The organism is Anaerolineaceae bacterium oral taxon 439 (genome assembly GCA_001717545.1).
GTDB lineage: Bacteria > Chloroflexota > Anaerolineae > Anaerolineales > Anaerolineaceae > Flexilinea.
In genome coordinates this window covers 1,164,728-1,178,911 of sequence record CP017039.1, presented here as the reverse complement: position 1 = coordinate 1,178,911, position 14,184 = coordinate 1,164,728, and the positions used below count along the sequence as shown (strand labels likewise).

12 protein-coding genes are annotated in these 14,184 nt (G+C 57.9%); 7 read left to right on the top strand and 5 right to left on the bottom strand.

The annotated features are described in order from the left end of the window. Positions 1 to 66: 66 nt before the first annotated feature. The 5 genes from BEQ56_05290 to BEQ56_05270 are packed head-to-tail and all read right to left on the bottom strand — an operon-like array spanning position 67 to position 5,985. Positions 67 to 1,530 (bottom strand): hypothetical protein, encoded by a 1,464-nt coding sequence (locus BEQ56_05290; GenBank protein AOH42941.1) that lies wholly within the window; start codon positions 1,528 to 1,530, stop codon positions 67 to 69. After that, entirely contained in the window at positions 1,527 to 2,171 is a 645-nt protein-coding gene (locus BEQ56_05285) for a hypothetical protein (GenBank protein AOH42940.1), read from the bottom strand. The genes BEQ56_05290 and BEQ56_05285 overlap by 4 nt, the downstream gene beginning before the upstream one ends. Then, positions 2,168 to 3,769: a hypothetical protein gene (locus BEQ56_05280; GenBank protein AOH42939.1), complete on the bottom strand. Its 1,602-nt coding sequence runs from the start codon at positions 3,767 to 3,769 to the stop codon at positions 2,168 to 2,170. The genes BEQ56_05285 and BEQ56_05280 overlap by 4 nt, the downstream gene beginning before the upstream one ends. Then, positions 3,770 to 5,191 (bottom strand): dihydropyrimidinase, encoded by a 1,422-nt coding sequence (locus tag BEQ56_05275; protein AOH42938.1) that lies wholly within the window; start codon positions 5,189 to 5,191, stop codon positions 3,770 to 3,772. It abuts the gene before it with no gap. Next, positions 5,188 to 5,985 carry a hypothetical protein gene (locus BEQ56_05270; GenBank protein ID AOH42937.1) on the bottom strand — a complete coding sequence of 266 codons (798 nt, stop codon included), beginning with the start codon at positions 5,983 to 5,985 and terminating at the stop codon, positions 5,188 to 5,190. The genes BEQ56_05275 and BEQ56_05270 overlap by 4 nt, the downstream gene beginning before the upstream one ends. Between BEQ56_05270 and BEQ56_05265 the strand changes: the two genes are divergently transcribed. The 7 genes from BEQ56_05265 to BEQ56_05235 all read left to right on the top strand — a co-directional run bounded on the left by BEQ56_05265 (position 5,950) and on the right by BEQ56_05235 (position 14,143). Further along, positions 5,950 to 6,819, top strand: coding sequence for a hypothetical protein (locus tag BEQ56_05265; protein ID AOH42936.1), 870 nt, complete (start codon positions 5,950 to 5,952; stop codon positions 6,817 to 6,819). The two genes, BEQ56_05270 and BEQ56_05265, sit on opposite strands and share 36 nt — an antisense overlap. 86 nt (positions 6,820 to 6,905) lie before the next feature. Continuing rightward, positions 6,906 to 8,171 (top strand): hydroxymethylglutaryl-CoA reductase, degradative, encoded by a 1,266-nt coding sequence (locus BEQ56_05260; GenBank protein AOH42935.1) that lies wholly within the window; start codon positions 6,906 to 6,908, stop codon positions 8,169 to 8,171. Continuing rightward, positions 8,168 to 9,223: a hydroxymethylglutaryl-CoA synthase gene (locus tag BEQ56_05255; GenBank protein ID AOH42934.1), complete on the top strand. Its 1,056-nt coding sequence runs from the start codon at positions 8,168 to 8,170 to the stop codon at positions 9,221 to 9,223. The genes BEQ56_05260 and BEQ56_05255 overlap by 4 nt, the downstream gene beginning before the upstream one ends. A gap of 8 nt (positions 9,224 to 9,231) precedes the next feature. Continuing rightward, positions 9,232 to 10,362, top strand: a complete 1,131-nt coding sequence (locus tag BEQ56_05250; protein AOH42933.1) for a hypothetical protein — start codon at positions 9,232 to 9,234, stop codon at positions 10,360 to 10,362. 141 nt (positions 10,363 to 10,503) lie between these two features. Next, positions 10,504 to 10,932 carry a transcriptional regulator gene (locus BEQ56_05245; protein ID AOH42932.1) on the top strand — a complete coding sequence of 143 codons (429 nt, stop codon included), beginning with the start codon at positions 10,504 to 10,506 and terminating at the stop codon, positions 10,930 to 10,932. A gap of 72 nt (positions 10,933 to 11,004) precedes the next feature. Beyond that, on the top strand, positions 11,005 to 12,906 hold the full coding sequence (locus BEQ56_05240; GenBank protein AOH42931.1) for a hypothetical protein: 1,902 nt from the start codon (positions 11,005 to 11,007) through the stop codon (positions 12,904 to 12,906). Positions 12,907 to 13,069: 163 nt separating this feature from the next. Beyond that, positions 13,070 to 14,143: a hypothetical protein gene (locus BEQ56_05235; protein AOH42930.1), complete on the top strand. Its 1,074-nt coding sequence runs from the start codon at positions 13,070 to 13,072 to the stop codon at positions 14,141 to 14,143. Positions 14,144 to 14,184 lie beyond the last annotated feature (41 nt).

The window sequence follows — 14,184 nt, the reverse complement described above, 5'->3', positions numbered from 1 at the left end:
TACTCCCAAAAATATAAAGCAATTATACCGTTATCTCCGAAGATTCAGCGGCGACTTTTCAAATCCTCAGCCGCCGACGATCAGCGAGAAATGATTCCGGATTCCGACGAGAAACGCGTTCAACAGCTCCGGATAAAGCAGGATCGAAATCAGGAAAGCTCCGCCCCCATAAAACGCGAATTTCAGTCCGCGGCTCTCGTCGTCCGACGGCTTCATGTCTCCCGGTTCGCGTTCGCCCGCTTCGGCCCGCTGCGTTTCGTCCCCGTCCGCCGCCGGGACGGACCGGCGCAGCCCGGCCAGCAGTCCGTACCCATAACGGAATCCGCCAATCGTCAGCAGCAAACAACCGGCCGACGCAAGCCCCCCGATCGTTTCCGATTGCGAAAATGAAAGCGATAAAAACGAAACCTTGAGCGGGAAGGAAGCCAGAAACGGGAAACCGGTTATCGAAAAATAAGCAAGGATCATCATGAAAACAGTCGCCGGACGATTCGAACCGGCGCCCGTCCCCGCTTCCCGCGCACGCTCGCCGCTCAGGTAGGATTTATTCGCCGTCGCCCAGAATATTCCCGACAGGACGCGGATAAACAGCAGCGAAAAAAAGATCGTCAGCGATTCCGGCGTCCTGAACCCCAGCAGCATCAGCGCCACGCCGTTTTCAGCAAGATAAACCGCTGACTGAATACGCTGAAAAGAACGCTGCGTCAGCGTTTCAATCCCGCCCAGAATCATCATGACCATTCCAAGATTCTTCAACCCGAACAGGAACGTCGCGTTCGTCCGTACCCAGATAAACGAATTCATAAAATTGAGCAGGATATACAGCGAAGCGAACTGGAGCAGCGTTACCAGAAAGCCGCTGATAAACGGACAGCTTACCTCCAGAACCATTCCCAGCCAGGAATGCGTCGGGAAAAAACCGAGCCAAAAGGCCAGTCCGAGAAAAAGGATCAGCGTGACCCGCAGCATCAGCCCCCGATTCGTCGGATTGATATCGACGAGCGTCGCCAGCCACGCGCCGAGCGAAAGCAGGATCATGCCCATCAGCTGCCAGAAGACAAGCCGCAGCAATCCGTCGCCCGTGCCGCGCCGCTCGTTCCAGAGCAGCGGGAACATCATCAGCGTCGCCAGAAAGACCATCATCGCCCCGAAGATAAACGGCTTGACCGCGATAACCGTCACGACCATCGCCGTCGTCGTCAACGCGGCCGGGACGAAAAACCGGCTTGACGGGATCGCGAGCGAAAGAAGAATCCCGATCGCGGCGACCGCGTAGAAAAACGAAAGAATGGGCTGCTGCGACCGTTCGAGCGCCAGCGTTCTTCCGAAGATATCGGTGCTCGACGTATAGATCAGCGAATTTTCCCCATAAATAATCATGCTGTTGATCGGAATCGACGCCGATACGCCGACTAAAAAAAAGCAGATCAGCAAACTCAGCGCCGCGATCAGCTTTCGCTTTTCCGCGAAAAAAAACTCCAGCGCGCCGAAAATAAACGGGATGAATATAAAAAGCGTCGGCGCGTTCATTCGCCTCCAATCGATTCGGGTCCGCCCGCTTCATCCGACAGCCCCCTTTCGCCCTCGCCGTCCGCGTTCGTCAGGCAATATGATCCCAGCAACGCCAGCGCCAGTTCGAAGAAGAGGAGAAAACCGAAAACGGCCGTCGATTTTTCCAGCGACACATACATCATCAGGAATCCCTGCGTCAGGAAAAGCAGCCCGAAAAAACGATCGATCAGCCGCGTCCCCAGCCCGAACGTCAGCAGCCCGAATACAAAAATCAGCATCGAACTCAAAAGCGTTTCCGTCACGATCGGGAGCCAGTTCGCGAACCGCGGAAGATAAAGCCAGACCGCCGCGGCGAATATCAGCCCGATCAACGCCCGCATCAGCAATACGCTCCGCGACATCCGGGCCGGGAAGCGGAACGGACGCGAGAAATTCGGCGCGCCGAGAATAACCGCGCTGATCGTTCCGGTCAGAACCGTCGCAAAAACCAGCTGCGTCGAGAACGAACGCCGGAAAACCAGACCAACGCCAAAAAAAACGATCATATAAGCGATCAGGCGCGGCTGAACCTCCTTTTCCGAACTCATCAGGAAGACGGAAAACGAACCGATCAACGTCAGCGCCACGCCGCCCCAGGCCGCCCAATCGAACGTCGTCATACCGTCCCCGCCGCCACGCCAACCAGAATCACAATCAGCAGCAGAATCTCCCAAATCAACCCGCCCTCCGATTCCAGCGCAGCCGCGATCAGGCCGTTCGCTCCGGTCAACAGCCGGTAAGCCGGACGCGTCAGGAAACCAAAACCGGAAAAATCAATCAGACGGATCAGGAAAACCGTCGTCCGCCCCGCGACCTCCCGAGCCCAGAGATTCAAATCATGATACGATTCGGACGTTCGGTAACGATAATAGAACGCGCCGAAAAGGAAGATTGTCCCGCCCGTCCAAATCATCAGGCGAAAATCGCCAGCCTTCCCTGCGTAGCCCCATCCAGTATAAGCGGCGAAAACGCCTGACGCGAAAAGGATCGCGTAGGTAAACGGGAAGCCGGTCCGCGTCCATCGGTCGGTCGCCCCCGGATCATACGCGCGCGGACGCAGGATCGACAACGCGTACCCGATCATGGCGACTGCCTGCGTCAGGATCAGGCCCGCGGTAAAGAACGAAATCCCCGCTTCGATCAGGTATGGCCAGCCGGCCGCTGCCGGCGTAAACGGCAGCCCGCTGAACAGCAGAAGGAAGAAAACCAGCAAAACGCGGATCACTACGTAATTCGCGAAATGATGATAAATCGCGATCGCCGCGATCGGATAAACGACACTGAAAATCAGCGCCGCGGTCGGACTCCCGCTAAGCGCCCCCGCCAGCGGATACACGGCGCAGATCAGCAGGAAAAAGTTGCGCCCGACCTCCGACCGGTTGGACAGGAGCCACCCGGCGCAGCCCGCTATCCCCGCCAGAACCGTAAAAAAGCGCAGCCAGGACAAAACCGCCGACGGGAACCCGGCCGTCTCGACGCGAAGATAGACCGGAACGACGATAAGAATCCCGATGACCCGTCCGAGCGTCTCTGCCTTCGGCGGCATCCCCGCAATCGAAAGCCCGCTTTGATGCGGCGGAAGAACGCCGCTGCGGATCCCGGCCGCGAGAACCGCGAGGAGAGCCGGTATGTACGCCGCCCCGCTCGCCGCCGTCGCCAGCCAGATTTTCCGCGCCGTGATCGCGAAGCTGACCGTCAAAAGGAAAACCGCGAATAATCGCAGCCCATACAACCCCAGCCTCGCTTCCCGATCTTTCCGCTCGCCTGTCGCGCGGAACTGCCGCGACCCTGTTATCAGGTCATACAGCGTCCAACAAAAAATAAAGTTCCAGATACTTTTCGACGCGGCGCTCAGGAACGCGACCCCAACAATCGCAATCAGCAGCAGGAACTGCCCGATTCCCCGATCGACGCTGAACTCGGAAACCAGCGTCACCATCGTCATGAAATATACCGACGACAACGTTATAAACAACGCCGCGACCGAGCGGTCAAAAACGAAAACGAGCGGATAGGACCCGACCGTAACCGTCGGAAGCAGCGTTATTTCCTGATCCGGGATCCATGCGGAATAAATCGACCAGACCAAAACGGCCCCGGCCGAAACCGTCGCGATTAGCCAGGAAAGGCCCACGTTTTCCCGAAGCCGGTTCTGGACCGGAATAACCAACCCGGTCAACAGTAAAATTCCGCATGGAACCGCTAAAAACATCGTCAATTAAGCGGAAGTCTTCCGCGGAATAAAGCGTCCGCCGCCCTTCCGGCCGAGCCATCGGTCCCCGTCCACGATCCGTTCGCCGCGGAGAAGGACGATTTCCGGCGCGCCAACGATCTCCGCGCCGTCCAGATAGCTGTAATCCGTCCGCGAGCGAGACGACGCGACCGAATAGCGGAACGTTTTCGCCGGGTCCCAGATCACCAGATCCGCGTCCGCTCCGGGCTGAATAACCCCCTTCTTCGGCGTCAGCCCGAAAATCTTCGCCGCGTTCGCGGACGTCACGGCGACAAACTGGTTCATCGTGATCTTCCCAGCGCGGACGCCATAATTCCAGAGCGCGATCAGCCGCTCGCCGACGCCCGGAAGTCCGTTCGGGATCTTCGTAAAATCGTCGCGCCCCAATTCCTTTCCCGGGCGGGAAAACGGTTCGCCTTCGTAAGAAATCGTCTTTGTCCCGTCGAACATGAACGGACAATGGTCCGTCGCGACCGTTTGAATCGTCCCTTCCTGAATCCCCTTCCAAAGACCGGCGTTGTCCTTCGCTTTCCGAAGCGGCGGAGAAAAGACCCATTTCGCCCCGTCGGGCTTCTTCAATTCATCGTCGGTAAAGAGAAGGTACTGCGGGCAGGTTTCGCCATGAACCGGAATACCTTTCGACTGCGCATATTTCAGGACGTCCGGTTCCTCTCCGGCGTTCATATGCACGATATAAACCGGCGCGCCGCCCGCCAGCTCCGACATCGCGCAAACCCGGAACGTCGCTTCCGTCGCCGTCCAGTCCGGCCGCGTTTCAGCGTGATAAATCGGTTCGGTATGCCCCGCCGCTTTCGCTTCCTGAATAAGCCGCTCGATAATATCGCCGTTTTCAGCGTGCACCAGCGCCATCATTCCGTTTTCTTTCGTAACGCGCAAGACGCGAAGAACGCCCTCGTCGACCGTCCGGAGACGGCCGTTATACGCGGTAAACAATTTGATCGTCGGGACGCCGTACTCGAGAAGCTTCGGAATCTCCGCCAGCGTCTCTTCGTTATAGCGCGTGTAATTCTGGTGCAGGCTGTAATCGACCGCAACGATCGGATCGGCCTTCCGTTTGATCGTCAACATGCTCTCCACCAGCGACGGACAATCATGATTGGCAAAATCGATCACCGTCGTCGTCCCGCCGAACGCCGCCGCCTTCGTCCCGGTATAGTGATCGTCGCTTGAAACCGTCCCGGGCATCGGCAAATCCAAATGCACATGCGGATCGATTCCGCCGGGGAAAACGTACTTCCCCGCCGCGTCGATCACCTCGGCTTCGGGATGAAGCCGTTCAAAATCACGCCCGATCGCCTCGATAACTTCGCCGTTGATCAGGATTTCCGCGCTGTACGTCTCCGCGGTCGTTACAATCGTACCGTTCTTGATAATCTTTAAGCTCATGGTTTTTTCTCCATATCATTTATTGAAAAGTTTATATTCGAGATAGCTAAATTCCCCAGCAGGTACATCAGCTCGCCTGACGCAGTTAAAGCGCTCCCCGTGTCCTCGGTTGAAAACGGGAATTCCGTTCCAGGCCCGCTCAACCCGCGCTCCCGGAGCGACTGCCAGAAGACCTTATGCTCAGCCCCGGTAACCGCCAGATCCTGAATCGTTTTTGCTGAGAGAAATTGCCGCCCGTTCGTATAAATAAAAAGGAACCGCCGCCATCGACCCGCTAAAATCGGCGTCGGAAGCGTCCGGAGCGCGCCGAGCTGAATCTTATAGTAATACTCGTTCGCGCGCGGATGATCCCGCTCATCCCGGAAAAGCTCCGACCGCGTCGTCAGCTCGACGCCGTTGACCGGCGCGTACCGCTCGATCCGGCCCGCCCGATCCGCGCCGAAATCCGCCGTCTGATAAAACGCGATATAGTCGACGCGTAAAATCTTCGGCGCGGATTTCATCGGGATCCGGTACCAGCCGAATAAACGCGCGATTTCCATGTCGCGCGCCTTCGGCATCAGCGCAACTAAAATCATCGACGACGGTTGAAGCTCCATACCCGAATTATACTCTCGCCCGTCCCGCCGAACAATCATCGTTCCCCGCCTGTCAGAAGCTTCCAAAGTTGATTTTATTGTAAACTTAACCGCATTCGGATCAAAATCGGAGGCCATACGGAAACGACGCTGGTTGTACTTCTGACGAAATTTTTTCTTTTGATCCTGATCGGGTATATCCTGCGAAAGACGCATACGATTTCTTCCCGGCTGGAAAAAGACTTAGGCGCGTTCCTGATGCGCGTGATTCTTCCGTTCAGTATCCTCCGGTCCGCGAATACGACGTTCGACCCGGGTATGTCGCTGAACCTGGCTCACGCGGCCCTGTTCGCGGTCGCCTTTTACGCGTTCGCGATCGCCGCGCTGATCCTGATCATGCGCTTCACGAAGCTTCAGGAGACAACGAAAAAAATCTTCGTAACCCTCGGAACGTTTCAGAACGTCGGATTCCTCGGATTTCCGATCACGGAAGAACTATATGGCCCGACCGGATTGATTTATACGGTTATATTCAATCTGGTTTTCCAGTTCTTTTTCCTCGGCTTCGCGCAGACATATATCTCCGGCAAGCGGCAAAACGTCGTCCGGTCGATCCTGACCGATCCGGGGATCGTCGCTTCGTTCCTCGCGATTCCGCTCTTCGTCTCTCCGGTCAAGCTTCCAAACGTGATCGCCGACTGCTTCCAGCTAATGGGGAGCATGATGACGCCAATTTCACTCCTGATTATCGGCTGCCGGATGACGTCGATCCGCTTCCTGAGCTTCTTTACCGATGGGCTCGCCTGGATCCTGACCGCCGTCCGCCTGGCGGTCCTCCCGACAATTGCGGCGTTGGTCCTGAAACCGCTGCGGCTGGATCCGACGCTGACTGCGGTACTGATCATGGTATGCGGCCTGCCCAGCGGCGCGATGAACGTTATTTTAGCGAACGAATACGACTGCGACGTGAACCTGGCGTCGAAAACGGTCGCGCTCTCAACGTTTATCATGCTGGGGTCGCTGCCGGCACTGATGACGCTTGCCCGCTGAAATCCGCCGGCGAAACGGAATCCGATAGCTTTTGACAGGATTCCTCCGTCATAATTCATCGTCGGAAAGAGACCTTTTGAGACATCATGCCTGAGAAAAAATTTTACCAATCAACCCCGGCCGAACGGCTCGCGATCCTGACGCAGGAGCATGGAATCAGCGACACGGATCAGCGCAGGCTCCGCGGCGAAGCCGGACTGACGCTCGATACCGCGAATTTCATGATCGAAAACGTCGTCGGGACCTTTACGCTCCCGTTAGGCGTCGCCCGCGGCTTCCTCGTCAACCAGAAAACTTACGATATCCCGATGGTCATCGAAGAACCGTCGGTCGTCGCGGCCGCTTCGAACGCCGCGAAGCTCGTCGCGAAGAATAACGGCTTCACGGCGCAGGCCGCCGATCCAATCATGATTGGACAAATTCAGCTCGTCGGCGTTCCAGAGCTTCCGCGCGCCGTAAAGGCGATCAGCGCGAGCCGGGACGATCTCCTCGATCAGGTACGCGCGCTGAATCCGGTTCTCGTTTCCGCCGGCGGCGGGCCTGTCGAGCTGAAAACGAGAATCTTCGACGATTCTCCGATCGGCCCGTTTTTAGTCGTCTATCTTGAGATGAACGTCGCGGACGCGATGGGCGCGAACGCGATCAACAGCGCGCTGGAAGCCATCGCGCCGAAGCTCGAAGCGCTCAGCGGCGGAGAAGCGCGACTGAGGATTCTTTCCAATCTTGCCGACCGTCGGATTGCGAGCGCCCGCTGCGTTCTCAATCCGGATACGTTAGCGACTCTGGGATTCAACGGGGAACAGGTTCGGGACCGGATCCTCGACGCGGCCGCGCTCGCGGAAGTCGATCCTTATCGCGCCGTGACGCAGAATAAAGGCATCCTCAACGGAATCGACGCCGTCGTCCTCGCGACTGGGAACGATTGGCGCGCGGTTGAAGCCGGGGCGCATGGCTACGCGGCCCGCAGCGGCGTTTATCAGACGCTTACACGATGGCGAAAAAGCCCATCGGGCGAACTCGTCGGGGAGATCGATTTACCGATCGCGGTCGGAACGGTCGGCGGCGCGACCCGCGTGCATCCGACCGCAGGCGCCGCGCTGAAGCTGATAAACCCGGCGAACTCGCGCGAATTCGCCGGGATCCTCGCCGCCGTCGGCCTGGCGCAGAATCTCGCGGCGCTCCGCGCGCTCGCAACCGTCGGTATCCAAAAAGGGCATATGGCGCTTCACGCCCGGCAGGTCGCCATCGCCGCCGGGGCCGTCGGGGGCCAGATCGAACGCGTCGCTGAAAAAATGCGCGCCGCGGGAAGCATATCGATAGAATCCGCCAAGGAGATCCTTTCAACGCTATGAAACTTCTTAAACCTGAACGCCCGGTCGGGATTATCGGCTATGGGGCGTACGTTCCCCGCTACCGGATCCGCACGGCTGAAATCGCCCGCGTCTGGCATGGCGAAGGAGCCGGACCGGTCAAAGAAAAATCCGTTCCCGGCCTCGACGAAGACACGATTACCATGTCGATCGAAGCCGGAAGAAACGCGCTTTCCCGCGCGAAAATCGACCCCGCTTCGCTGCGCGCCGTCTGGATCGGCTCAGAGTCGCATCCTTACGCCGTAAAACCCAGCGGAACGATCGTCGCCGAAGCGCTCGGCGCGGGCAATTCGATTTCCGCCGCCGATTTTGAGTTCGCCTGCAAAGCCGGGACCGAAGCCCTGGTCGCGGGAATAGGCTTCGTCGGATCGGGCATGGGCGATTACGTCATGGTTATCGGCATGGATACCGCGCAGGGAAAGCCCGGAGACGTCCTCGAATATACCGCCGCCGCCGGCGGCGCGGCGCTGATACTTGGGGCTGCCGCCGAAAGCTGCGCTGCGATCGAAAGCGCCTATTCGTTCGTCAGCGACACGCCGGATTTCTGGCGCCGCCAGACAGCGAAATACCCGGAACACGCGCAGCGCTTCACCGGCGAACCCGCTTACTTCAATCACATCGAACACGCGCTCCATACGTATTTCGAGGAAACCGGAACGGCCGCGAAAGACTATACCTACGTCGTATTTCATCAGCCCAACGCAAAATTCCCTCAGAAAATCGCGAAAGAATCCGGGTTCACGCCTGAGCAGCTGACCCTCGGTCTCCTCTCGCCTGTCATCGGGAATACGTATTCCGGCGCGGTGCTGCTGGGGCTTTGCGCGACGCTCGATATCGCCCGGCCCGGCGATCGGATCCTGGCGGTCAGCTTCGGTTCCGGCGCGGGAGCCGACGCGTTCTCACTGATCGTGACCGAAAAAATCGACGCCGTCCGCTCGTTCGCCCCTTCAACGCAGGCCTACCTCCGGCGACGCACTGAGATCGACTATGCGACTTACGCGCGCTGCCGCGAAAAAATCGATATGGACGCGTAGGCTCAGCAATGAAAAACGTCAGAGTTTCCGCTTCCGAATCCGTTATTATCGGCGCCGGCCGGATCAGGGTCGGCGAATATTGGGATCGTTCGATCGTCAGCCTTGCATCCGAGGCCGTTCGCCTGGCGCTCCGCGACGCCGGGGACCCGCCCGCCGACGCGATCTATATCGGGAATGCCTATGCCACGATCCTCTCGCGTCAGGCGAACCTCGGCGCGCTTGTTCCCGAAGCCGTGGGGCATCCACACCTGGAAAGCACGACCTTCGAAGCGGCCGGCGCGTCCGGCGCGGCCGCGCTCCGTGCCGCCTTCCTCGCCGTCGAATCAGGCTGGATTAAAACCGCCGTCGCCGTCGGCGTCGAAAAAATAACCGACGTCGTCGGATCGAAAGCCGACGACGCCGCCAACCTGACGTTGAATTACGAATATGAATCTTCGCAGGGACTGACCGTCGAAAGTCAGGCAGCCCTGATCGCGCGCCGATATCTCGAAACCTATGCGCATCCGCGTGACATCTTCCGAGCGCTCGCGCAGCGCGCGTGCGAAAACGCGGCCATGAATCCGTACGCCCGCCCGCGCGGTTCGCTTCGCCCCGACGTCTACGACCGGCAGGCTATCCCGCTGCCTCCGCTCGGCATGTTCGACCTGGCGCAGCTCGGCGACGGCGCCGCCGCGGTTGTCGTCACGCGCGCCGGCAACGTTCCGCCGAACGTTTCCGCGCCGCCGATCCGGATCCTGGCGTCCGCGAACGCGACGGCCCAGCTCTCGATCCATGACCGTCCCCAGCTCCTGACGTATACCGCCGCGGCGCAATCCGCCGAACGCGCGCTGAATCAGGCCAATATCCGACTGAAGAAAATCGACGCGTTCGAACTTGACGATAAAACCGCGATTGACTTGATTCTCTCGCTTGAAGCGATCGGCCTTTCCCATCCAGGGCAGGGATGGCGGGCAGACCGGATCCCGCTGAATCACGGCGGCGGGAATTCAGGCCGCGGCTATCCAACCGGAGCGGCCGGAATTTACCAGGTTATCGAAGCCATCGACTGGCTCCGAACGCAGAAGCCTGCGAGAACCGTCTTCGTCCAGGCGCTCGGCGGACGGGCCGCGACCGCCATATCGCATGTCTTAGCGTCATGAAAAAGCTTTCAAAACCTATCAGGATAGCTTCTGACATGAAAACTTGCCTATAATCCGAACCGTTGAATAAAAAAAGGGTCCGACCCCGTCTGATAACGCGGATGGAGTCGGGCGAAACGAATGGGAGACTTGCGAAACGGTATGGAAAATCCTCGCCATTGGCGGCTAAAAAAACAACGATATGCGCTGATTGGAGAAGAATGCCCGCATTGTGCCGGAAAAATTTTCCCGCCGCGGGACGTATGCCCGCATTGCGGACTGGAAGCCAAAACCGCGTATCAGTTCAGCGGGAAAGGCGAGGTTTATTCCTACACGAAGTTAACCGAAGGACCAGCCGGCTATCGTCAGAACGCACCGTATTTCGTCGCGCTGATCAAGCTCCAGGAAGGCCCGATTATCACGGCGCAGCTAACCGACATCGGCGACGAAGAAATCAAGATCGGAACGCCGGTCGAGATGGTAACGCGGAAGCTTCGCGACGACGGAGACCGTCACGGAGCAATTCTTTACGGGTATAAATTCCGCCCCATCCTGCAGGAAGTTCCCGCGGCGGAGAGAACCGCAGGCTGATTATTTTTCGGGCGACTGGACGCGAGTGCGGAATGAACGAGCTGAATCTACACTGTACGAAATCTTTTCGCTTTGGTCCTGGGCGCTGAATCCATGATAAATCCTTCGCCCGCTCCAGCGCAGCCGAAATCCTTCGCCGAGATTGTCAGCGAGGTCGTTGAATCGTTTTTCGCCGCGTTCCTGTTGATCCTGAGCTTTTCGGTTTATCGCGCTGCGCGCGGCGTTCCGCTCAGCCGGCTTTCCAGCGAAATCATAGCCGGGTATCCGAAATTTTTTCTTTTCTTTTTTGCGGCCGCGGCCGCGCTGTATTTCCTGTTTATTTTCCTGCTGCGCCGGCGCGGCTGGCTCGATCTTCTGATCGCCGCGCTGTCGGTATTCGTCCTGATTGGCTGGATCGCGTTTTCGGTCAAAACGGATTCCGCTGATGAAGCCCGGCTGATAGCCTGGATCGGCGCCGCTTACCTTTGTCATTATTTATTTAACGTCCGCGGCATGGGTTCGAAGTTAGACCTGAGCGCCCGCGCCGCCGGGAGCCTGCTGACCGCCGCGGGCGCGCTGACGCTCTGCCTGACGGCAGCGACCGGAATCGTTCGCCATCGTATCTTCCTGACGTCCGATTTTGATCTGGGCATTTTTGACCAGATGTTTTACCTGATGTCGCGCGGTGGCGCTCCGATCACGACTTCGGTCGGCTACGCGATGAACCACATGCTGGAGATTCATTTCTCGCCGATTTTCTATCTCCTCGTCCCGATTTATAAGCTGCGCTCCAGCCCGGAAACGCTCCTTTTCCTTCAGAGCCTGTTCGCGACGCTGGCGGTTGTCCCGCTCTATCGCCTCGCCCGGGCCCATCACCTCGACCGGAAAACGTCGCTGATCCTGGCCGTCCTGTTCCTCCTTCAGCCGGGATACTTCGGCGGACAGCTGAAAGACTTTCATGAGATCAAGCTGCTTCCCGTTTTTTTCCTGAGCTTTATATACTTTTTCGAACGGAACGAAGACAGCGAGCGATTTCTCGACGTTCCGACCGTGGTTTTCCTGATCCTGACGCTCGCGGTCAAAGAAGACGCCGCGATCTACGTCATCGCGTACGCGCTGACCGCGCTTTTCCGCTCCGTTTCAGCGAGAAAGAAAGCGATCGTTGTGATCCTGATCGCCGGACTTGTATTCGTCGGAATCACGGGTTTCATCCTCGGCGACGAATCGGATTTCACATACCGCTATCGAAGCCTGCTTCCGGCCTGGGAAACCGGATCGATCGGCGACCTGGCGAAGGTCCTGATAACGTCGCCGTTCGCAATCCTGACCCGCGTCTTCACGCCCGAAAAGCTCAAGCTGTATTCGTTCCTGCTCCTGCCGCTCGCGTTGCTGCCGCTTTTCGGGGCGCGCCGCTTGAAGAACCTGAGCCTGCTGCTCCCGTTTATTGCGTTCAACCTGCTCCAGGATCTCGAATGGCAGGCGATCGACAGCCAATACTTCATGGGGCCGGTCAGCTGTTTCCTGATTCTCGTCATTTCCGAACTCGAAGCGATCCGAACGCCCTCCAGACGCTTCGCGCTGAGCGCTTTCATGCTGCTCGCGACTGTCCTGTTCGTCCTGTCGGCGCACCTGCCCAAAGTGGATTATTTTCATAAATACTGCGCCGAAGGGACCGTGTACGGCGAGCTCGAAAAAGAACTGTCGGCGGTTCCCGCGGAGCTCAGCGCCTCCGGCGCGAGCCATTTCTATTCGCACCTGTCCCGCAGGGCTGAAATATACCCAACCGCGTTCATGTACGAAACGGACGTGATCGCGATCGATTTGCGCGATTCGAAAGTCCCGGGGCTGTACGAAAACGTCCTGCGCTGGATCCGAAGCGATCCGGCCTATGGGGTCCGTTCTTATCGCCGCGACTACTGGGTCATCCTTGAAAAGGGTCTGAAATCCGACGAAACGCAGGTCGTCATCGACGAGATGGAATACCTGACGCAATAAAGTGTTTTGCCCACTTTTTGCCCATTTACGGTTCCGCTTTTTGCGATAAACTATCGTTACGCAGTTGAAGCGTTATACAACTCTATATTCTGTATATAGGCCGTATCGGCCTGCATGTCTTTCGTGCCTATTTGTGATTCGCGATTTACACAAGGAACCGCTCATGAAACTTAACCGTCTCCTTTCAGCCGCCGGGTTCGCCCTGTTTCTATGGATCCGGACTGCCGCGCCGCAAGCCGCCGCGCAGGATTTACAGGCGACCGTCGACGCACTGCAATTGTCAATCCAGATCATGCAGCTGCAATCGACGATCGACGCGTTAAACGGGTCAAAACCATCGCCGGCACAGCCCCAACCAACAGCGACCTTATCGCCAGAGCAGGTCAGCGGGGGGATGATGAACTGGGCGTCGCAGGACTCCGCGCTTTACTCAACCGCCACCCCGTTCGGCTTTCAAAATATGATCTCGATGCAGAATTTTCCATCGATGGCCCGACCGCTTATTCCGGACGATACGCCGCCGGTCTGGAAACCCCCGTCGACAACACGGCGCGTTGAAATTACCGTCGGAACTTATGGTCAATATCCGAACATCGCGGAAGCGCTGAAAAATATTCCGAAGAAGGCCGGCGAAGTCATGATCTTCCTGACAAGCGACACGGAAGAGCCGCCGGACGGATTCGGGATCCCGATCGATCGGGGAATCGCCTACGTCCAGATTCATTCTTCCGACGGCGGCGTCAAAAATGTCCGGCCCTCCGGACGCTCCTTCTGGTTCTTCTGCAACGGGATTCCGCTCGTGATCGGGCCTGAGGTTGTCTTCACCGAAAAAAGTATGGTCATGGGCGGATCGATTACGTACGATCGTCATAATGTCCATGCCAATAACAGCACGATTATCGTAAACGGGAAGGCCTGGTGGATCTACGGCGGCGGACAATCCGGGCAAAAGGGGCACAGTTCGAGCGTGGATAACGTCTTTATCATTATCAACGGCTGGGTCGACAGGGTATACGCGGGAGGCCGCGCGATTTACGGCGAAACGAACGTCAATAATGCGCTCGTCGTCGTCAACGGCACGGCTGAAGAAATTTATTGCAGCGGGTATACAGAAAACCCGGCCGCGAAAACGACGGTCGGACGGGCGAAAATGATGATTTACGGATGGTACAGCGTTTTCGGCCTGGGCCGAGGCGCGGGCGAAATTTACCTGATGGACCCGACCGGCTGCTACTGAGCCCTGAACGCCAAATGAACCGGAATTCTTACACGCATGGC

Excerpts from the sequence above, each read along its gene's own strand:
- BEQ56_05255 (AOH42934.1), top strand. The coding sequence starts at position 8,168 with ATGAAACTTCTTAAACCTGAACGCCCGGTCGGGATTATCGGCTATGGG.
- BEQ56_05290 (AOH42941.1), bottom strand. The coding sequence starts at position 1,530 with ATGAACGCGCCGACGCTTTTTATATTCATCCCGTTTATTTTCGGCGCG.
- BEQ56_05275 (AOH42938.1), bottom strand. The coding sequence starts at position 5,191 with ATGAGCTTAAAGATTATCAAGAACGGTACGATTGTAACGACCGCGGAG.
- BEQ56_05260 (AOH42935.1), top strand. The coding sequence starts at position 6,906 with ATGCCTGAGAAAAAATTTTACCAATCAACCCCGGCCGAACGGCTCGCG.
- BEQ56_05270 (AOH42937.1), bottom strand. The coding sequence starts at position 5,985 with ATGCGTCTTTCGCAGGATATACCCGATCAGGATCAAAAGAAAAAATTT.
- BEQ56_05285 (AOH42940.1), bottom strand. The coding sequence starts at position 2,171 with ATGACGACGTTCGATTGGGCGGCCTGGGGCGGCGTGGCGCTGACGTTG.
- BEQ56_05245 (AOH42932.1), top strand. The coding sequence starts at position 10,504 with ATGGAAAATCCTCGCCATTGGCGGCTAAAAAAACAACGATATGCGCTG.
- BEQ56_05235 (AOH42930.1), top strand. The coding sequence starts at position 13,070 with ATGAAACTTAACCGTCTCCTTTCAGCCGCCGGGTTCGCCCTGTTTCTA.
- BEQ56_05250 (AOH42933.1), top strand. The coding sequence starts at position 9,232 with ATGAAAAACGTCAGAGTTTCCGCTTCCGAATCCGTTATTATCGGCGCC.